Annotated in this window: 14 protein-coding genes and 5 pseudogenes; 14 read left to right on the top strand and 5 right to left on the bottom strand. The window is 59.6% G+C overall.

Annotation, left to right across the window (positions count from 1 at the left end; genetic code table 11):
• Positions 1-30: 30 nt before the first annotated feature.
• Positions 31-264, bottom strand: a complete 234-nt coding sequence (locus OKW44_RS01685; RefSeq protein WP_018420702.1) for a hypothetical protein — start codon at positions 262-264, stop codon at positions 31-33.
• 571 nt (positions 265-835) lie between these two features.
• On the opposite strand from OKW44_RS01685, the pseudogene OKW44_RS01680 reads away from it, so the two are divergent.
• The 6 genes and pseudogenes from OKW44_RS01680 (at position 836) to OKW44_RS01655 (ending at position 7,542) form a co-directional block, all read left to right on the top strand.
• Positions 836-1,928, top strand: a pseudogene (locus tag OKW44_RS01680) (IS630 family transposase).
• Positions 1,929-3,059: 1,131 nt separating this feature from the next.
• Complete coding sequence (locus OKW44_RS01675; RefSeq protein ID WP_026225843.1) at positions 3,060-3,485, top strand: hypothetical protein; 426 nt, start codon at positions 3,060-3,062, stop codon at positions 3,483-3,485.
• 47 nt (positions 3,486-3,532) lie between these two features.
• Positions 3,533-3,961, top strand: coding sequence for a hypothetical protein (locus tag OKW44_RS01670; RefSeq protein ID WP_018420706.1), 429 nt, complete (start codon positions 3,533-3,535; stop codon positions 3,959-3,961).
• 406 nt (positions 3,962-4,367) lie between these two features.
• A pseudogene (locus OKW44_RS01665) lies at positions 4,368-4,544 on the top strand (acyl-CoA thioesterase); the annotation flags it as partial.
• A 388-nt stretch (positions 4,545-4,932) separates the two neighbouring features.
• Positions 4,933-5,946, top strand: a complete 1,014-nt coding sequence (locus OKW44_RS01660; RefSeq protein WP_018420709.1) for an IS110 family RNA-guided transposase — start codon at positions 4,933-4,935, stop codon at positions 5,944-5,946.
• Between the two features lie 603 nt (positions 5,947-6,549).
• The gene (locus OKW44_RS01655; RefSeq protein ID WP_090812378.1) at positions 6,550-7,542 is read left to right on the top strand and encodes an IS5 family transposase; all 993 of its coding nucleotides are present in this window, start codon (positions 6,550-6,552) and stop codon (positions 7,540-7,542) included.
• Positions 7,543-7,578: 36 nt separating this feature from the next.
• On the opposite strand, the gene OKW44_RS01650 is transcribed toward OKW44_RS01655, so the two are convergent.
• Entirely contained in the window at positions 7,579-7,956 is a 378-nt protein-coding gene (locus tag OKW44_RS01650; protein ID WP_018420711.1) for a hypothetical protein, read from the bottom strand.
• A 478-nt stretch (positions 7,957-8,434) separates the two neighbouring features.
• Between OKW44_RS01650 and OKW44_RS01645 the strand changes: the two genes are divergently transcribed.
• The 3 genes and pseudogenes from OKW44_RS01645 (at position 8,435) to OKW44_RS01635 (ending at position 10,803) form a co-directional block, all read left to right on the top strand.
• Positions 8,435-9,142: an IS6 family transposase gene (locus OKW44_RS01645; protein ID WP_429409422.1), complete on the top strand. Its 708-nt coding sequence runs from the start codon at positions 8,435-8,437 to the stop codon at positions 9,140-9,142.
• A gap of 57 nt (positions 9,143-9,199) precedes the next feature.
• A pseudogene (locus OKW44_RS01640) lies at positions 9,200-9,445 on the top strand (FIST C-terminal domain-containing protein); the annotation flags it as partial.
• A gap of 320 nt (positions 9,446-9,765) precedes the next feature.
• The gene (locus OKW44_RS01635; protein WP_280783461.1) at positions 9,766-10,803 is read left to right on the top strand and encodes a ribonuclease Z; all 1,038 of its coding nucleotides are present in this window, start codon (positions 9,766-9,768) and stop codon (positions 10,801-10,803) included.
• Positions 10,804-10,993: 190 nt separating this feature from the next.
• Here OKW44_RS01635 and OKW44_RS01630 read toward each other — a convergent pair.
• Positions 10,994-11,131 (bottom strand): annotated as a pseudogene (locus tag OKW44_RS01630) (alpha/beta hydrolase); the annotation flags it as partial.
• A 133-nt stretch (positions 11,132-11,264) separates the two neighbouring features.
• On the opposite strand from OKW44_RS01630, the gene OKW44_RS01625 reads away from it, so the two are divergent.
• Entirely contained in the window at positions 11,265-11,612 is a 348-nt protein-coding gene (locus tag OKW44_RS01625; protein WP_035470809.1) for an MTH938/NDUFAF3 family protein, read from the top strand.
• Between the two features lie 332 nt (positions 11,613-11,944).
• On the opposite strand, the gene OKW44_RS01620 is transcribed toward OKW44_RS01625, so the two are convergent.
• Positions 11,945-12,232, bottom strand: a complete 288-nt coding sequence (locus OKW44_RS01620; protein WP_018420713.1) for a GYD domain-containing protein — start codon at positions 12,230-12,232, stop codon at positions 11,945-11,947.
• Between the two features lie 688 nt (positions 12,233-12,920).
• Entirely contained in the window at positions 12,921-13,727 is an 807-nt protein-coding gene (locus OKW44_RS01615) for a hypothetical protein (RefSeq protein ID WP_018420714.1), read from the bottom strand.
• Between the two features lie 604 nt (positions 13,728-14,331).
• On the opposite strand from OKW44_RS01615, the pseudogene OKW44_RS01610 reads away from it, so the two are divergent.
• The 4 genes and pseudogenes from OKW44_RS01610 to OKW44_RS01595 all read left to right on the top strand — a co-directional run.
• Positions 14,332-15,370, top strand: a pseudogene (locus tag OKW44_RS01610) (IS1182 family transposase); the annotation flags it as partial.
• Positions 15,371-16,176: 806 nt separating this feature from the next.
• Complete coding sequence (gene istA, locus OKW44_RS01605; RefSeq protein ID WP_018420313.1) at positions 16,177-17,679, top strand: IS21 family transposase; 1,503 nt, start codon at positions 16,177-16,179, stop codon at positions 17,677-17,679.
• Entirely contained in the window at positions 17,666-18,433 is a 768-nt protein-coding gene (gene istB, locus OKW44_RS01600) for an IS21-like element helper ATPase IstB (protein WP_018420312.1), read from the top strand. The genes istA and istB overlap by 14 nt, the downstream gene beginning before the upstream one ends.
• A complete protein-coding gene (locus OKW44_RS01595) occupies positions 18,430-18,648 on the top strand; it encodes a hypothetical protein (RefSeq protein ID WP_018420311.1) in 219 nt (72 codons plus the stop codon). The genes istB and OKW44_RS01595 overlap by 4 nt, the downstream gene beginning before the upstream one ends.
• The last annotated feature ends 46 nt before the right edge of the window (positions 18,649-18,694 follow it).

Raw genomic sequence — 18,694 nt, 5'->3', positions numbered from 1 at the left:
CCGGACTAAGCGCGAACGGCCGGCGGAGGCTTACCGAAGCGAAAACGGCGGCCTCGGGCGTCGCCGACCGTCAATATGGGCTTTTGCGTATTCAACGGCAAACATGCATGCCGCGCTCTCGGATGCGAAGTAACCAAGAATGCCCAATGCTTCGCGCTTGCCGTTGCGGTGCGTGACTATCGCTGTTGCTGCGTAGCCCCCCATGGAAACTGGCGCAACGGGCATGATCGTCGATGTCTTGTATTCCACGGCTTCAGCGTGCATGGGATGGTGCTCCTTGTCCGCGCTCGGCGAGCCGACTGTGACGCCTCAGTTTTTGTATCCTAGGACAATTGTGCAGCGATCAAAAGGTGCAGGGCTTAACTGGTGGCAAGGATCGGCCAACGCGGCCATGGTCAACCCGCCAAAGTCGCCGTCATGCGTACGCCCAGTCGAGGGAAGCAGTCGTCGACCAGGGCCATCCGGTAACGAGTTGTTGTCAGCGCACGAGCGTGTCGTCCACTAGCCGCTGCCCAGCGCTATACCCTGCCATGAGCGCATCGCCTTCCGTCGCGAAAAGGCGCTGGCTATCTGCCATGAGGCGTATCGGCGCAACCATGGGGCGAGTCGCACCCTCCATGCAGATGGACACGACAGCTACAAAGCCCTTCGGAGGCAACAACCAGCCTTTCCCGGAGGCTTCCGTCACCCACTCGGGCTCTAGCTCCACGGTGACCTCAAAGCCCTGGTAGACGTAAACTCTTTTCATTGACGAACCTGACTAGTGTGCTGTTCCGCTGTTAACTGAACTATGTTTGCGTAGGATGTTGGTATCAACGGAACTGGAGATACCAACATGCCAATGGGGCGGCCGAAGGTGGAGTTGACGTTGAGCGAAGCCGAACAATCGCAACTTGCTTCGATGGCGCGCTCGCGCTCGATTCCGGCTGCACTGGTTACGCGGGCACGCATTGTTCTGGCTGCGGCCGCTGGCGAACCAAATAGCGATATTGCGCGGCGCTTGCAACTCACGCGCGCCACGGTGGGTAAATGGCGCGCCCGGTTCCTTGAACAACGCATCAACGGTCTGTACGACGAAGTGCGGCCCGGCAAGCCCCGCACGATCGATGACGAGCGGGTGGCCGAGTTGATCCATAAGACGTTGCATACCAAGCCTGCCGACGGCTCCACGCATTGGAGCGTACGCACAATTGCCGCGGAGACGACAATCTCTGCGACCAGCGTCCATCGATACTTCAAACTGCTGGGCCTCCAGCCGCACCGGAGCGAAAGCTTTAAACTGTCCACCGATCCGTTCTTCATCGAGAAACTGCGCGACGTGGTCGGCCTGTACCTGAGCCCTCCAGAGAACGCGCTGGTGCTGTGCGTAGACGAGAAAAGCCAATGCCAAGCGCTTGAACGCACGCAGCCCATGCTGCCGATGGGCTTCGGTTACGTTGAGGGCGTCACGCATGACTATGTCCGTCACGGCACCACCACGCTGTTTGCAGCCCTGAATGTGCTCAACGGCGCGGTACTGGCCACCTGCAAGCCGCGTCACCGGCAACCAGGAGTTTCTGTCGTTCCTGCGCGAGATTGACAAGGCGGTGCCCGAAGGTCTCGACGTGCACTGCATCGTCGACAACCACAGTGCCCACAAGCATCCCAAGGTCAAGGCATGGCTGGCTGCGCGGCCTCGGTGGCACATGCATTTCATCCCCACTTATAGTTCGTGGCTTAACCAGGTGGAACGCTTCTTCGCGTTGATCACCGGCAAGGCCATACGTCGCGGTTCGTTCGGCTCGGTCAAGCAACTGATTAAGCGTATCGATCAATTCGTGTCCCACTACAACGAGAATTGCAAACCTTTTACATGGACCGCTTCCGCTGACTCCATCCTCGCAAAGCTACAAAGACTTTGTACGAGAATCAGCGGAACGGAACACTAGCTGATCCAACCGGTCCTGAAACTGTGGAAGTCCCCTGCCGGGGAGTGTATATCTCCCTGCCCAGCGTGGCGACGAGGGGCACGCTACGTTGAACTTCCGTAGAGGACCCACAAGAGACAGTCGACATTCCGGTTAGCGGACTTTCGTTTGACTAAAAGCGTGACCGCGCGTCGACGGTCTTGTCATTGGCAGCGACAACGCTTCATGCCTTTTCTTTAGTTTGATTGCATTCCTACTCGTCACTTGTCTTCGATGTTGGCGCGCGCGCTCGTCGTAGCGACAAGCAATTTTGGATATCACGCCGCAGCCATCGAAACAGTTTCACCGAGATCTTTCGCCGAGTTGTCGCCACCTGCCGCCTTTTGAAACACGTATTGCACGGGCAAAGGAGGTGGCTTCCATCTCGTCGGCGGCTGCCGGTGTTTCTGGCCCACGGCCGACTGGGGCAGCATAACAAAAAGCCCGCGACAGCTGAGGCTGGGCGGGCGAAACTCGCGACAGGGTCACTCGAGCGAGGAGACATGGTGGTTGCTGGACGCGGAATCGAGCCGCGTCCTTCCATGGAATCAGGATAGACGGACGTCCCAAAGAAAACCATTCTACGAACGTTTGCTGCGGTCCTCCGCAGGTATCGTGCGCTTATACGTTTGGATAGACAGGCTTGAGTCCTGCGGTGTTGCAGCCTGCGAAAGTGGTTAGCCACACCTCGCGCATCCGCCTGATCGCTTCCTCCTGCATCTGGCTTATGCGGCTATGGCCCCTACCGTCGCCCGTTCGCATTCCGTACGCAACCGTTATCGAATCTCTGAGAGCCTATACGCCCGTATATCCAAGCAACGCTAACGCGGTGCCAGTACATCCCTCCGTAGAGGCATTCCTTACTTCCGTGTGATAGCCCAATTCCGGTCGCGGCTGTAATGTAAGGCCATACCCGATGCGGTCGTGCTTTACGCCTCCAACGGTCCCCAGTCTGATCCGCAGGCGGCTTTGAGCCAAATCGAGGTTTGTCAAAACATCGCGTCGTTTGTGCTCGCGGCAACCCAGCCGCAACAGCGCCGACGTTCGATACTGAAAGCGTAGGTTGCCCGATTTGCAACGATTGGCCGCTGCGTCGAGCGCAAGGAGATGAACATGAAAAGCGTGAGTTTCCTGACACATCAGGAGATTTTCAACCACGCCGTGGAGCATCTATTCAGCCAGGCGCAAGCCTCCTTGCTGCCTCGTGGCGGCGGCGCATATCAGGGTTACTGCGGCGGCTGTCCGGTCGGCAGCTTCATTAAGCCGCGCGACTACATGACGGCGATGGAAGGCGTGCCCATCCGCTGCATCGCGAAACCGCTGAAGGACGTCCCGTCTTATATGGATATCGGTGTCGCGGCGCTCAAGCGCGCGCTGCTGCGCTCGCGCATCGATGTGTCCGATCCGATGACCGTTGAATTGCTCAGTTGTCTGCAGAACGTCCACGATGTATTTGGCACATGGGAATGGAGCGAGCGGCTGGCATCAATCGCCTGTCAATTCGCCCTGTCGGCCGAGTTTCTGAACGCCGCTGCGTGAGGGTTGTAGGTGTTGTGATGTGGTGCGCAAGAGAGATTTACGAGCGCGTGAGCGCTCATCTGCTTAACCAGGGAGCCGTCTCGGAGGACGAAAACGGCTCGTGCCGGCTGCGCGGCAACAACGGCCGCAAGTGCGCGGTCGGATCGCTCATCAGCGACGAGTTCTATCATCCGGACATCGAAGGGATTGGCATTTCGTATTATCGGCACGCCGGGGACGGCAAGCTGCTGCGGGCACTCTATGCATCCAACGTGAATGCTTACGATCCGGACATCGTCGACCTGCTGTGCGAACTTGAGCAGGTTCACGACGACGCCAGCGTCGATCAATGGCCTCATCTTCTCGCCGTTCTCGGCCAGCGCTACGGGATCATCCGCGCAAAACAAGTAATTGATCGCACATGTCATTGGCGACGAGAGCGTTCGCGAGTCGTAACGGCCGGTGACATGTGGATCGATCAAGCGCAGGGTTGGTGAAGAGTTCGACTGCGTGCGTCGCGACCTGAGTCCGTTGTCTGTGCGAATAGCAGACGTTCGAGTGTCTATGCTGGCCCGACGACGACAGGTCGTAGACGGCCGGACACAGTCCGCCTCGTCCGCGACAGCCGGCCCACCTCGACCGGTAGCGACCGTCTCGCGGCATCTTCCGCCGGGGGAACATTCCCCAACAGGCAAAAAAGATATGCGACCGGCGAACAAATGCCGTGAAACCCTCCGCCGCGCCAGCGCTTCGCGCCAAACCGGGCCACCACGACCGGCCATGGCAACCGCATTTTTCGGCATTTTTGACATATTGGGGAAAACCCTATGTGGCACAATCTAAGCATTAACCCTTAGTTTTGCGCCAACGTTGAACCAGACCAATCAAGTCCACGATACGCCAATGAATTTCCACACCAGAAAATGGGTAAAGCCGGAGGACCTGAACCCGAACGGCACGCTGTTCGGCGGCAGCCTGCTGCGCTGGATCGACGAAGAAGCCGCCATTTACGCGATTTGCCAGTTGGACAACCAGCGCGTGGTTACCAAGTTCATGTCCGAGATCAATTTTGTTAGCTCGCAACTGGTTGCGCCTTTCAAGCAGGCTCGGCGCAGCGCGGTTGGACAAGCCCTTGGGATGGGAAGGAATCGCGGCGGCTAGGCCTGCGATGCGACCATGTGTGTTGTTGTGCGAAGGTATCGGCATGGTGCGGGCGAGTGTGACCACGGCGCGATGGCCGGCGATGAAACAAAGGTCTCGAAGCAAGTGATCAGCTTCGGCAGTAGTGCCGAAGATTGATCATCGTGTACGCGAGGGTTTTCAATGCGTAGTGTAGGTGGCTGAGTCGCTCGAAGCGCAGCAGCAGGCGCCGGAACTTGAAAATCATCTAGCGGGCCTTCCGCCGCCCTTCGGAGCGGCCGGGGTTAAAGTGAGTTTGCCAAGCACTTTGACCGGAAGGAGGTTCACCATGAACTATAGTGGCATTGACCTGCATTCGAACAACAGCATGGTTACCGTGATCGATGAAACGGACCGGATCGTGGCTCAAAGGCGCCTGCCCAACGACCTGACGAAGATCCTGGATTTCCTTGCGCCGTGGAAAGACGGGCTTGCTGGCGTCGTGGTCGAGTCGACCTTCAACTGGTACTGGCTCGTCGATGGCCTGCAGGCAACGGGCTTCACTGTGCATCTGGCCCACACCACGGCGATCAGGCAATACAACGGGCTCAAGTACAGTGGCGACGAGACGGATGCACGTTACCTGGCCCGGCTGCTGCGGCTGGGGATCCTGCCCACGGGTACGATCCTGCCACCCGAAGCGCGCAGTGTGCGTGATCTTGCCCGCAAGCGCATGCAGCTGGTACGCAGTCGCACCAGCCACATACTCGCGATCGAAAACATCACGGCTCGTCACTGCGGTACCGGAATATCATGCGCACAGGTCCTGCGGCTGACGACCGAAGACGTTGACCAGATGGCGCTGCCGGCCGAGGTCGCGCTGGCAATGCAGGCCGGTCTGGCGGTCGTCAGCACGCTTTCCACCCAGATCGGGCTGGTAGAAAAGCGGCTGGCCGAAAAAGTCAGGCCACGCGAAGAGTATGCACTGCTGACCAGCGTGCCCGGCATTGGCCAGATCCTGGCAAGCGTCATATTGCTGGAGACCGGCCCGATTGAGCGTTTTGCAAGCGCCGGCAACTTCGCTTCCTATGCGCGTTGCGTGGACAGCCGGCACACCAGCAACGGCAAGAAGAAGGGAGAAGGCAACATCCGTAACGGCAACCGGTACCTGTGCTGGGCGTTCGTCGAGGCAGCCAATTTCGCCCAGCGCTACTGCACCGAGGCCAGGCGCTTTTATGAACGCAAGAAAGCCAGGACAAATCCGATCGTCGCACGCAAGGCGCTCGCACATAAACTGGCGCGCGCGTGCTTTCATATTCTGAAGGAGCACAAACCTTTTGATGTGACGCGCTGCTTCACGTAGGGCTTTCGACGGCGACCGGCAAGCCCCGTGGGAGGATTGGGCCCCAGCCCAGGAATTTGAATGGGATGCCGTGTCGCCGTCGCCGACATGCAGTCATGGCGGATCGCCTGCGACGCGAACCATCGATGGATTGGCGCCCTGATGGGGGCAGCCCTTGAATTTGTACGGATTCCCTGGACGCGTTGCGGTACCAATGTTCTTCCGGGGCGGCATGGCCGCCAGGGCGAAAGGCACCGGCAGTATTGCCATTCGCTTGATCCAGATGGGTGTCTGGCGCGATCCGTCGCAGCCAGAAATGAAGAAACGGACGCGGTTGGCTGCTGCATGCGGGTGCTGGAACTGGGTAACGGCTGCTCGTGCAGCCGGGGATGTGGATTGTTTACTTGACGCGGGCCCGCTAATCGGTATCTTCCCACGCGAACACCCGCTCGATCGTCCCGAACCGTTCTTTGAAGATGGCCGGATCGAACAGCGGCTTGCGCCCGCGCTTCGGTCCTTTTCTGCCGCGCGAATTAGGGAAGCGCTGATTTATTCAGCTCGGTGGTCATCGTTGGCGTAGCTGAGGACGTTATAGAAGGCAACTCACGGAACAGACTCACGATGATGAAGAGGCAGATCGGCTTCGCCGAAGCGGAAATTGCAGGCAAGAAGCGAGTGACGAGGCGCCAACGCTTCCTCGCCGAGATGGAGAAGGTCGTTCCGTGGCAGCGCTTGCTGTCGGCAATCGAGCCACACTATCCGAAGGGCACGCGAGGCCGCCCGCCGATTGGCCTGGAGCGAATGCTGCGAATCTACTTCCTGCAACAGTGGTACGGGCTGTCGGACGAAGGACTGGAAGACGCGCTGTATGACAGCATCGCGCTGCGAGCCTTCGCCGGCATCGATCTGGCAGTTGAGAACGTGCCTGATGCGACCACGCTGTTGAAATTCCGGCGCCTGCTGATCGAACACGAACTGACACGGAAGTTGTTCGACGAAATTGGCATCTCGCTGTGCGAGCGTGGGCTGATGATGAAGGAAGGCACGCTGGTTGACGCAACGATCATTGAAGCGCCGCCGTCGACCAAGAACGCCGGGAAGAGTCGTGACCCGGAAATGCATCAGACGAAGAAGGGAAACGAATGGCACTTTGGAATGAAAGCCCACATTGGCGTCGATGCCGATTCGGGCCTGATCCACAGTGTGGTTGGCACATCGGCCAACGTGTCGGATGTATCGCAAGCGCATGCCCTGCTGCACGGACATGAAGAGCAGGCGTTCGCCGACGCGGGCTACATTGGCGTAGACAAGCGCGAGGAAATGGCGGGCAAGACCGTGAAGTGGCACGTCGCTGCCAAGCGGGGAAAGATCAAGGCGATGCAGGACGGGGCGCTGAAGAACCTGGTGATCGCGGTCGAGCGAACCAAGGCGCAGATCCGGTCGCGGGTTGAGCATCCATTCCATATCGTCAAGAACCTGTTTCACCATCGCAAGACGCGATACAAGGGCTTGGCCAAGAACACCGCGCAACTGTTCAGCCTGTTCGCTCTTGCGAATCTGGTGATTGCGCGAAATCTGTCGCGATCGGTCCATGGGAGCAATCCGTCATGCGTATAAAAAATGCGAGCAGGGAGCCTCGTTTGCGCGTCCAATTCACCGAGTTGAGCATCGATTCGCTTCGTCATCCGGAAAATTCGACGGCATCTCGTCTGCAACTTGGGCAGTTGGTCCATTGATCAGCGCTTCCTTAGGGTTGATGTCAGGCACCATGCCGCGATTGAAAATGGCTTTGCGGTTGGGCCGGCAATCGTACACGCCATCCAGGCTCATGACCGTGCCCCGCAGATCCAGCCCCACCGCACGGGCGATGCTCGTGAGCTGCGGCAGCGCTTCGCGTAACAACGGCGATTCATTGCGATTGCCCGGTGCTCTGACGAACGGCGCGATGACGTTGCAATTCCGGTCACACAGGGCAACCACCTTGCAGCCCTTGAGCTTCTTGTGGCCGCTGAAGCCGAGATTGTCGCCCAACTGGTTGCGCGTTTCCGTCCATTGCGAACGGAAGAACTACGATGACCGTTGGTAATCGTGCGAAGCCAGGAACATCGTTGTGAAAAGCGACTGGTATCTCGATATCGGAATTTGCATTATGATCAGGAATGCGAATGCAACAGGCGTGAGCAATCACGGCGCGTGCCGCAGTCAGTGAAGTGCGAGCCCCGCGCTGGTTCAGCAGTAGTGGCGCAGGTTGATCATCGTATAGGCAAGCGTCTTGAACGCATAGTGAACGTCACTGATGCGTTCAAGGCGCAGCAGCAGACGGCGGAACTTGAAAATCATCTAGCGGGCCTTCCGCCGCCCTTCGGAGCGGCCGGGGTTAAAGTGAGTTTGCCAAGCACTTTGACCGGAAGGAGGTTCACCATGAACTATAGGGCTCTGGTGCAAATAGCGCGGGGGCGAATCGGTTAAGGTGTCAGGCTGAACGAATTGAGAACCGACGATGAGCAAGCTGAAGAGCCTTGACGAACTGTTCGCAGGCCGTCACTTTGACCGCGATGTGATCATTCTGTGTGTTCGCTGGTACCTGCGCTACAAGCTTAGCCTGCGCGATCTGGTCGAGATGATGGCGGAACGGGGTCTGTCGCTGGCGCACACGACGATCCTGCGCTGGGTGCGGCGCTTTGCGCCGGAGTTCGTGAAACGGTGGAACCGCTTTGGCAGGCCCACCGGGCGGTCGTGGCGTGTCGACGAGACTTACCTCAAGCTGCGCGGCAAGTGGGTCTATCTTTATCGAGCGGTGGATCGGGTGGGCCAGACAGTAGACTTCATGCTCAGCGCCAGGCGCGACGTGAAGGCGGCAAAAGCCTTTTTCAGGAAGGCAATCGAACATCAAGGCCAGCCACCGAAGACCATCACGCTTGATGGTTATGCAGCCTCGCACCGCGCCGTGCGCGAGATGAAGGCCGATGGCTTGCTGCCTGAGGACACAAACGTCCGATCCTCGAAATATCTCAATAATCTGGTCGAGCAGGACCACCGCAACATCAAGTCCCGGACGAAAGTCATGCTCGGCTTCAAACGTTTCAGGACCGCAGCGATTACTCTCTCAGGTATTGAGTTGGTCCATCGTATTCGCAAGGGCCAATTCAGCCTCGCGAAGCTCGGCCTCAAAGATACCGCTGCGCCCGCAGTTTGGGAGGTTGTCCTGTCTGCTTGATGAGGTATCCTTTCTATAACAAAAATCTCGTCCAGACCGCCTATTTGCACCAGAGCCCGCATTACAACGGAAATCCGCGCGGAACTGGAAGGCGGCACGGCGGGGCACATGTCGGGCGCCCTGTATGTCAGTTGCTCGGGACGGGGCGGCCCGCACTTCGGAGCGCGGCATGCGGAGTTGCAGACGGTGCGAAAGGCGCTAGGTGAGGTGCCGCTGGTGGGATTCTTCGCCGGCGGCGAGATCGCAAGGGATCACCTTTACGGCTACACCGGGGTATTGACGGTCTTTACGAGCCGGGACTGAGACCCGAGCTGTATTGATTTTTGCTCCGTAGCAGGAAGGAGACCCGTACCAGTTTTGTCCACCTGAGGGATGGGCCCATATGAGAGGACCGGTTGTTTGAGTGACGCGTCACTGGCCCCATATCGGAGCAGCTACTTAAACGACGCGGCGCGACTCCTCGAAGTCTACTGAACACTTGCCTGAACATGCATATAGACTCGGGATTCTTCCGATAACCGCTGACGCACATCTGCAAATCGAGGCGGAGGTCCGCGCCTCGATCGTCCCGGCGGTTCGGCCCGGTACGCCAACAACCATTCGTGCGTCGCGCTGACAGATCCATGCACGCCCTCTTCGAACCATGGCTTGTCAATGACGCGTTTGGCGACCCAGGTGTATACGTGGACTTTCGCGCCGAGCGGCGGGCCCCCCTTTTCGATCTCGGCGATATCGCCAGGCTGCTGCCCCGCCAACTGATGCGCATATCACATGTGTTTGTCACCCATACGCACATGGACCATTTTTCGGGCTTCGATCATCTCTTGCGTGTGACGCTCGGGCGCAAGGCTGGCATCGTGATGTTTGGCGGACCCAACTTTCTTGCACAAATCCAACACAAGCTGAGCGCCTATACCTGGAACGTTGTGCATCGTTACGAGGTCGAGCTGGTGATCGACGCGCGCGAAATTGGAGTGGACGGAGGCGGGCAGCGCGCACTCTTTTCAAGTCGGCGACGGTTCGCCCCCGAAGCCGTTCCATCCTTTGACCGATCAGGTGACGTGGTGTACGACGAAGCAACCTTTCGCGTACGTGGCCGCTTTGTCGATCATGGCATCCCGTGCGTTGCGTACGTGCTCGAGGAGAAGGCCCGCGTCAACGTCGCGAAGGACCGGCTCGCGGCGCTGGGGGTGTCGACGGGTGGGTGGCTGCGCGAACTGAAGCACGCGGTGCTGACCGGCGCCCCTGACGAGGCAATAATTGACATGCGGTGGCGCGACCGGCGTGGCGAGCACGCCATGACCCGGCAGGTCGGCGAACTGCGTCACCTGATTCTCGACATCGTTCCTGGGCAGCGCATTGGCTACGTAACGGACTTGCGCTACACGGAACCGAACATAGAGACGCTGTCGCAGTTGATGCACGACGTGGACCTGCTTTTTATCGAGAGCGTATTTCTTGACGAGGACAAGGCGCATGGCCTGCACAAGAATCACCTGACGGCCCGCCAGGCCGGTCTGATCGCGCGCCGGATCGGAGCCCGGGCGGTTGTGCCGTTCCACTTCTCGCCACGATACGAAGGACGCTCGGCAGCACTGATTGCAGAAGTGCAGGCGGCATGGTCCGCTACGTCGGCGCTGGTTGGCGAAAGGCCTGGTTAGACCCGGGATGCTTCACTACCGATCGCTCGCTCATCGTCCAGGGACCACTTTGGCCACCCGGCCACAATTGGTAAAGGGGAGGTTGCCCGCGACGTTGCGATCGCACAAGGTTGCAAGGTCGAATGGAGCGCGTATCGGATGCCGCATACGGTGTGCGAGGAGGAGATCGAGGCGCTGCGCATGTGGCTCGGCGCGGGCCTCGCGCCGGGTTAAACGCTGTGGCGCAAAACTTGCGGTGCCCGGCATGCCCCGCATTGCCATGAAAGACGATGGCTGTACCGCGCGCGGCTTCGGCCGGCTCGGCCACGAGACCCCGGGAGTTTTGTGGTGTCGCTTTGCCCTGGTTGGCCACCGGCAGAACGCATTCTGCGCAACGCTGCCTCCAACCTATAATCATTGTGTTGGACGAGCGCTCTGTTGACGCAATGAGTGGCTGCCAGGACAAAATTCGCGGAGATGGTATGCACTTCGAAGCGTTTTCCTTTGGTTCCATCCGTATCGATGGCGTTACCTACCAGCATGACGTGGTGATCGACCATGGGCAGGTTCGCAAACGCAAGAAGAAGCCATCCAAGGCGTTCCGCGAGGCCTTTGGGCATACACCGCTATCAATGGCAGAGGCGATCCCATGGAAATGCCGGAGGTTGGTGATTGGCACCGGTACTGGAGCATTACCGGTGATGGACGAGGTCAAGCACGAGGCCGAGCGTCAACAGGTCGAACTGGTGATCCTGCCGACGGCGGAAGCCATTGCCAGACTGAAGGAGCAACCCGACGAGACCAACGCGATTCTGCATGTCACGTGCTAGGCGCAAGGGGCGCGGTGCGAGTCTGCATTGAACATGAGCAGCATTTGGTATGTCAGGTGAGCCCGTCCATCATGGGTCACGCGGTCAGTCTGCCGTTTCGAAATCCGATCCATGGACGTCGGGCCAGTCCTCAACAGCTCGAGGCGCCGAACGCTGCTCGCATTTCATGACGTAGCGACGCAGCCGGGCACGCTGCCAAGGCACGCGTCGAGGGGAAAGTGGGAGCGCTTCAGAGCGCCCCCTGGTAGTTCGCATCGTCTGGCCGACAAGCCGATTGAAACGCCACAGTTCGCCAGAACGCCTTGTCGCGAAGCGCGTGGCGGGCAGCCCCGTTACAGTGTCGCTATAAACTCGTCCCACGCCGTCGCTAGCAAGGTCTCAGTGGTGGCGTGTCCAGAGGCGCGGATGATCAACGCCGCTCGCTCGACCTGTTTCAGGTCGTCAGACTCGACGACGTCCACCACATCGAAGCGGCCGAGTGTCAGATAGCTGTCTTTCCAGGTTACGGCAGGGCATTCAGCCTTGATTTTCCCGGCCACCGTGGCGGCGAGCTGTTTCATGTCCTTGGGATCTTTGAACGCGTCAGGAGACAAACGGCTGAGGATGACGTACGTGGCCATGGAATACCTCCGAGCAAAAAATTGACCCGCAATTGGGCACGGCAGTCACACCGGAACAAACGGCCTCCCGTCAAGCGGAAGGGCGCCGGTGCTTCTTGATTATAGTGACCCACGTCCATGGCGACTGAGGCGCGGGACGCATCCTGTCAGGGCGGGGGACGTCCCGGCATCTGACCGTGCGTGGGGTTGTCGCCAACGGCAGTTGAGGGCCGTCGGCGTCGGCTGCGACGGGCAGGGTGCGGCCAATTTCGGTCATCCGACATCACTGGGACGATCGTTGACAATCGAACTGCGAAGGGCATTCAATAGCAGCATGTCAAGCGACTCAGCACGATGCCGAGAACATACGACACGATGGGTTTGCCCGCCGTCTGGACGTGGGCCTTGGCTGTTCGGTTACTGCGGCTTGTGCAACGCACGAAAAAACGGGCGTTCGAGTTTGCTGACTCGCGCGGTTTAGGCGGTGTTGCGGCTCGTGGGTTGCCATGACGACAAGTTAGATTGAATCCGAAGCACCATTTCACCAGATCCATTCATCAGAATGAGCACTATGTCGACGATCAAGTTCAATGATGCGATCCCGAATAGTTTTCTCGTCCTATGGACAGCTTGCATGCATCCATTTATCGCTCATCGTGTACGCACTCCGTCTCGTGAGCACATTGACCAACTGCATAAGTCACACCGCTCAGTGTCGCGGTATTACCGTGATGACCACTTGCCCCCTATACGCGGTGATAACGCGCACGCTAGTTGAGCCCCGCTGCGCAATCTCGGCCTCGACAACTGAGGGCGGCACCCCTCGCGGGTTAATCTTTTCGAGCGCACGTTTGAGGCATAGGTTCCACTCTGTCGATCCTTCTACGATTCCGATGCGGCGAAGCCGTTCACCCGCCCGAGTCCGCATTAGAGCTCGGATCTCTGCAGTATCAGGTGCCATGCGCTCAAGCGCGTGTTCGGTGTACCAACGATCATTAATCCGTATGCCACCACCTTCGGGCGGCAGGTCCCAGATTGTATCCGTTAAAAGGCGACGTGGACCTTTCGGTTCAACGACTGTTAAGCCGGCACGTGCCAAGCGTAACAGCCGCATTGCCACGATCGGTATGGCCAAATCTACAGCGGCGTTTATTCGAGAAATTTTTGTACCGGTGAATGCCTCTTCCCCGCTGAAAAGCTCATAGATTCGCTCCAAGATGAAGAGGGGAGGGACCACATCCCGAGTGAGTCGGTAAAGATTCAAGGCATAAGCAATCGTCGCCGGATGAGTGTAAATGTAGTGCGCAACAATGCGGCGGCGATTTTCGCGATTGCAGAACTGCGTTCGCTGAGCAAAGCTGTCCCCGAACAAACGCCGCGCCCGCTCTAGATCCTCGCTCGTAAGCGTTATCGGATCGGCAATGCCTTGGCCGATGCGCAGTTCTCTGGGAACCGAATCGGAGGTGTACACGTCCAAATACGCCTGCTCTTCGTCTTCGAGCGGTGCCGCAGCCATTTGATCTCGATCTTGGCGTGACCACCAGGTCGCAAGATCGTTCGGCCGAGGATGGTCAGCAATCGCGTCAAGGACATTCGGCATATCAACGTTCTCGGCTGTTCGTGAGACTGACAAAACGATGGGCACTGCCAGAAGCCTTGTACTCGCGCATAGAGGAGATGCCTGCGGCACATTGGCTTAATTTTCACCTTGGGACGCCGTGTCCGCTAGCAATTAAAGACATTGAGGCCGTACGGTCCCTGATATCACAGCAGTGCCTGTTAGCCTTAGCGAGCGAACATGTTTAACCCCTGTTTCAGATTTTTAGGTCTGCACTTGCGATGGAGCGCCGATGCTCTCCCCGCGAAGTAGCTGACTTGCCGTAAAAATCATAGGGCAAGGATCAAATATTGCAATGCGTAGCCTCGTCAACCTTCTGGGCTGGGGGGGCGCGAGGGCAACCCACGGCGGCCGGCAAAGGCCTTGACAGAGAGCGTTGGATCGCCCATCAAGGGGGTAAAGGGCCGCTTTGGAGAAAATTGTGTGGCCGCACCGGGTCGAGCTTGTGTGAAAACATGCTGATCACCTAGACTGGATTAACTCATTCAGCATGGGTGACCGGATGAAGCGATTCATAGAAGGTGAAGATCGCAAGCAGGTGACGCTGCTTCCAGAGTGCCTGGATGACTTCGTTGCCGAGGACAATCCGGTCAGGATCATCGAGGCGTTCGTTGAAGAGCTTGACCTGGCATCACTGGGCTTCGATGGCGCGATGCCCTCGACTACAGGTCGCCCGTCCTATCATCCGGGCGTGCTGCTGAAGATCTATATTTACGGCTACCTGAACCGGGTCCAGTCTAGCCGCCGCCTGGAACGTGAATGCCAGCGCAATGTTGAATTGATGTGGCTCACGGGCCGTTTGGCGCCGGATTTCAAGACCATAGCTGACTTCCGTCGTGACAACGGTACCGGCATCCGCAACGTATGCCGGCGCTTCGTCGTCTTATGCCGTGAACTGAAGCTGTTCTCGCAAGCGCTGGTTGCCATCGACGGCAGCAAGTTCAAGGCAGTCAACACTCGCGATCGCAACTTCACTGAGGGTAAGGTCGAAAAGCGCCAGAAGCAGATCGAGGAGAGCATCCAGCGATATCTGAACGCGCTGGAGACTGCCGATCGTACGCAACCCGCTTGAGCTGGAGGCGAAGACGACCAGATTGCAAGACAAGATCGCGCGCCTACGCGAGCAGATGCAAAACCTCGATCAGATCAAGCAGGAACTCAAGACGCAGCCCGACGGCCAACTCTCGATGACGGATCCCGACGCGCGCTCCATGGCGACGAGCGGCAAAGGCTCGGGAATGGTGGGCTACAACGTGCAGGTGGCCGTTGACGCCAAACACCACCTCATCGTGGCTCACGAGGTCACAAACTCTGGCAGTGACCGGGCGCAGCTTAGCCCCATGGCAAAAGCTGCACGCGACGCAATGGGCAAAAGCAGACTGCGGGCAGTCGCCGATCGTGGCTACTACAGTGGACCTCAAATCAAGCAGTGCGCCGATGCGGGGATTGCAGTCATGCTGCCGAAGCCGACAACATCAGGTGCGAAATACCACGGCCGATTCGACAAGGCAGACTTCATCTACATTGCGCGGGACGACGAATGTGAACGGCTGTGAGAAGCCGACACCAAACGGCGGCGTCGATCAGAAATACGGAATGGTCATGCTCTGCTGAGCGGTTTGGGAATGGTTTGCGCGAAGAGCGGGGGCGCTACCGGGCGCGTCGGAAGGAGCCCGTAGGGCGAGTGCAGACGCACCCGACGCGGCTCGTTTCAGGAAGTGATGACGCTGAAGTCGGGATGCGGTAGAAGAAGGCTTACCGCCGAAGAAACAGGCCCGACACCGGCTCAAACCGCCAAGTTCACTCCGATGTCGAGCCCCACACGCGCATGGGGCACGGGTGCCGGGCCAGTATGGCACGGCCCACCAGTCCCGTCGATAGCGTTTCGGCATTGACGGGGATTGCCGATGCCGGCCACCGGCCGCCTGTTTGTGTGCGCCCGCTGCAGGGCGCAGGTCATCGTTTGCCGCCGTTGCGACCGCGGCCAGATCTACTGCGACGGTGACTGTTCTGAGGTCGCACGTCAGGCCAGCATCCGCGTGGCCGGCCGGCGCTATCAGCGCAGTCGTCACGGCCGCTTCGCGCATGCCGAACGGATGCGCCGCTATCGCAGCCGCCAGAATAAAGTGACGCATCAGGGTTCCTCTGTGCCTGCCGCCGATGCTCTACTGGCACCGACTTCGACGACGTCGGCGGCAACAGCGGCGGTATCCGCCACCGCCCCAGCTGTGCCTGAGCGGTGCCATTTCTGCCACTGCGTCTGTCCGGACTTCGTGCGCCTCGGGCCACTACGCCGTCGGGTCTTCCGTGATGTTCGTACTACTACCTACTGCACAGGAAGTGACCCATGACCATTGGAGTTGAACTCGAGGCGCAGATCCTGCGCTACTACCACGTGGAGAAGTGGCGCTGCGGCACCATCGCACGGCAGTTGCACGTGCACCGTGGCACGGTCCAGCGCGTGCTGGCGCAGGCCGGTCTGCCTCGCGTCGGCGGGATGCTCAGACCTTCGCAGATCGATGCCTACCTGCCGTTTATCCATGACACGCTCAACAGGTTTCCGTCGCTCACGGCCAGCCGGCTGTATGCGATGGTCACCGAGCGCGGCTACCGTGGCAACCCTCATCATTTCCGGCACCTGATCGCGGTACACCGTCCGCGACCTACACCCGAGGCTTATCTGCGGCTGCGCACCTTGCCCGGAGAGCAGGGCCAGGTTGACTGGGCCCATTTCGATCACCTGCAGATCGGGCGCGCGCGCCGGCCGCTGATGGCCTTCGTCATGGTGCTGTCGTGGTCGCGGCAGATCTATCTGCGCTTCTTCCTCGATGCCCGCATGGACAGCTTCCTGGCAGGCCACGCCGGCGCGTTCGCGGCGTGGTCCGGATTGCCACGGATCCTCCTCTACGACAATCTCAGGAGCGCTGTGCTCGAGCGTCAGGGTGATGCGATCCGCTTCAACCCGACGCTTCTCGCGTTCGCCGCTCATCATCGCTTCGAGCCCCGTCCAGTGGCAGTAGCCAGAGGAAACGAGAAGGGACGCGTCGAAAGAGCTATCAGGTATGTACGTGAGAATTTCTTTGCCGCGCGCAAGTTCGCCGATCTCGACGATCTGAACATCCAGGCCGCGCAATGGTGCGCGGGCATGGCGGCGGATCGTCCCTGCCGGGAAGAGCCCACGATCACGGTGCGTGAAGCCTTCGCCCGCGAGCAGCCCAGCCTGCTTACCTTGCCGGAGAACCCGTATCCCTGCGAACTGCAACTGGCCGTGAAGGTCGGCAAGCAGCCGTATGTGCGCTTCGATCTGAACGACTACACGATCCCGCATACCCACGTGCGGCGCGTGCTCACGGTCCGGGCCGATCCCCGGCAGGTGCGCATTCTCGACGGCGCCGATCTGCTTGCAACCCATGTGCGCAGTTACGATCGCGGCGCGCAGATCGAGATTGCCGCGCACATCGACGCCCTCGTTGCACGCAAACGCGAAGCCCGTCACCATCGCGGCCTCGACCATCTCGCCCGCGCGGCGCCGGCCAGTCACACGCTCATGCTGCGCGCGGCTGAACGCGGCGCCAATCTGGGCAATATCACCGCCCACCTGCTGCGGCTGCTCGACCGTTATGGTGCAGCCGAACTGCAGGCAGCGATCGAGGAAACGCTCGCCAGCGATGCCGCGCCTCACCAGAATCCGGTGCGTCTGGCGCTGGAGCGTCGGCGCGAGTCGCGGCAGATACCGCCGCCGGTGACGGTGAACCTGCCCGAGCACGTGCGTAGCAAGGACACGCTGGTGACCCCTCACCGGCTCGACATCTACGACCAGATAACGGGAGGTGCTGATGAGCTCGCCTGAGAACCTGCAGGAGCGCGCCAACGCCCTGCGCCTGTACGGGCTGCTGGCACACTGGCCGGATCTCACGGACGCCGGCTGGGTTGCGCCGCTGCTGCAGTGGGAAGAAGACGAGCGTGCCCGCCGTTCGCTCGAGCGACGCATCCGGGATGCCCATCTGGGTAGCTTCAAACCGCTGTGCGACTTCGACTGGGCCTGGCCCACGCGTTGCGACCGGGCCGCCGTTGAAGAACTGATGTCGCTCGAGTTCGTCAGGGACACCGCCAACGTCGTACTGATCGGCCCGAATGGCGTGGGCAAGTCGACCCTGGCGCTGAACCTCGCCTACCAGGCGCTCGTCAACGGGCACACGGCGCTGTTCACAACTGCTGGCCAGATGCTCGGTGAGCTCGCCGCGCTTGACAGTGACTCGGCGTTACGCCGGCGGCTGCACCGGTACGCCACGCCTGACGTGCTTGTAATTGACGAGGTCGGATACCTGTCCTACTCGAACCGCCACGCCGACCTGCTGTTCGAACTGATCAGCCGCCGGTATGGCGCAGCGAGCACCGTGGTCACGACAAACCGGCCGTTCGCAGAATGGTCGGAGGTGTTTCCGAACGCCGCCTGCGTCGTCTCGCTGGTTGACCGGCTGGTGCATCGCGCCGAAGTCGTCGCGATCGAAGGCGAGTCCTACCGGGTGAAGGAGGCACGTGAACGGGCCGAGCAGCGCGCAAAGAAACGCAGCGCGGCACGCATGGAGAAGAAGAAAACATGAAGAGCCTTCATCTGCCTTCGGGCATCACTCACGGGCTGGACTTCCTGATCCCGGACAACCGGTCCGCAGATCAGGCGCTCGCCGTCGTGGAACTCATCGACGATCTACGCGAGCGGATCGCCGCGCACTACCAGATTCCGCTAAATGACCTGCTGCACGAACAGCGCGCGCCTCCCGACAATCCTCACCGTCGCGACATCGACGATCCATTCTGATGGCCATCACCCAACAACAGTGGCCCATAACCGCCCCTGTTGTTGA

This window comes from Paraburkholderia lebeckiae, assembly GCF_050436325.1.
Classification (GTDB): Bacteria; Pseudomonadota; Gammaproteobacteria; order Burkholderiales; family Burkholderiaceae; genus Paraburkholderia; species Paraburkholderia tuberum.
Note: the sequence above shows the minus strand (reverse complement) of the source record. Positions and strands in the feature narration are given on the sequence as shown.

Excerpts from the sequence above, each read along its gene's own strand:
- OKW44_RS01685 (WP_018420702.1), bottom strand. The coding sequence starts at position 264 with ATGCACGCTGAAGCCGTGGAATACAAGACATCGACGATCATGCCCGTT.
- OKW44_RS01675 (WP_026225843.1), top strand. The coding sequence starts at position 3,060 with ATGAAAAGCGTGAGTTTCCTGACACATCAGGAGATTTTCAACCACGCC.
- OKW44_RS01660 (WP_018420709.1), top strand. The coding sequence starts at position 4,933 with ATGAACTATAGTGGCATTGACCTGCATTCGAACAACAGCATGGTTACC.
- OKW44_RS01655 (WP_090812378.1), top strand. The coding sequence starts at position 6,550 with ATGAAGAGGCAGATCGGCTTCGCCGAAGCGGAAATTGCAGGCAAGAAG.
- OKW44_RS01635 (WP_280783461.1), top strand. The coding sequence starts at position 9,766 with ATGCACGCCCTCTTCGAACCATGGCTTGTCAATGACGCGTTTGGCGAC.
- OKW44_RS01625 (WP_035470809.1), top strand. The coding sequence starts at position 11,265 with ATGCACTTCGAAGCGTTTTCCTTTGGTTCCATCCGTATCGATGGCGTT.
- OKW44_RS01620 (WP_018420713.1), bottom strand. The coding sequence starts at position 12,232 with ATGGCCACGTACGTCATCCTCAGCCGTTTGTCTCCTGACGCGTTCAAA.
- OKW44_RS01615 (WP_018420714.1), bottom strand. The coding sequence starts at position 13,727 with ATGGCTGCGGCACCGCTCGAAGACGAAGAGCAGGCGTATTTGGACGTG.
- istA (WP_018420313.1), top strand. The coding sequence starts at position 16,177 with ATGACCATTGGAGTTGAACTCGAGGCGCAGATCCTGCGCTACTACCAC.
- istB (WP_018420312.1), top strand. The coding sequence starts at position 17,666 with ATGAGCTCGCCTGAGAACCTGCAGGAGCGCGCCAACGCCCTGCGCCTG.
- OKW44_RS01595 (WP_018420311.1), top strand. The coding sequence starts at position 18,430 with ATGAAGAGCCTTCATCTGCCTTCGGGCATCACTCACGGGCTGGACTTC.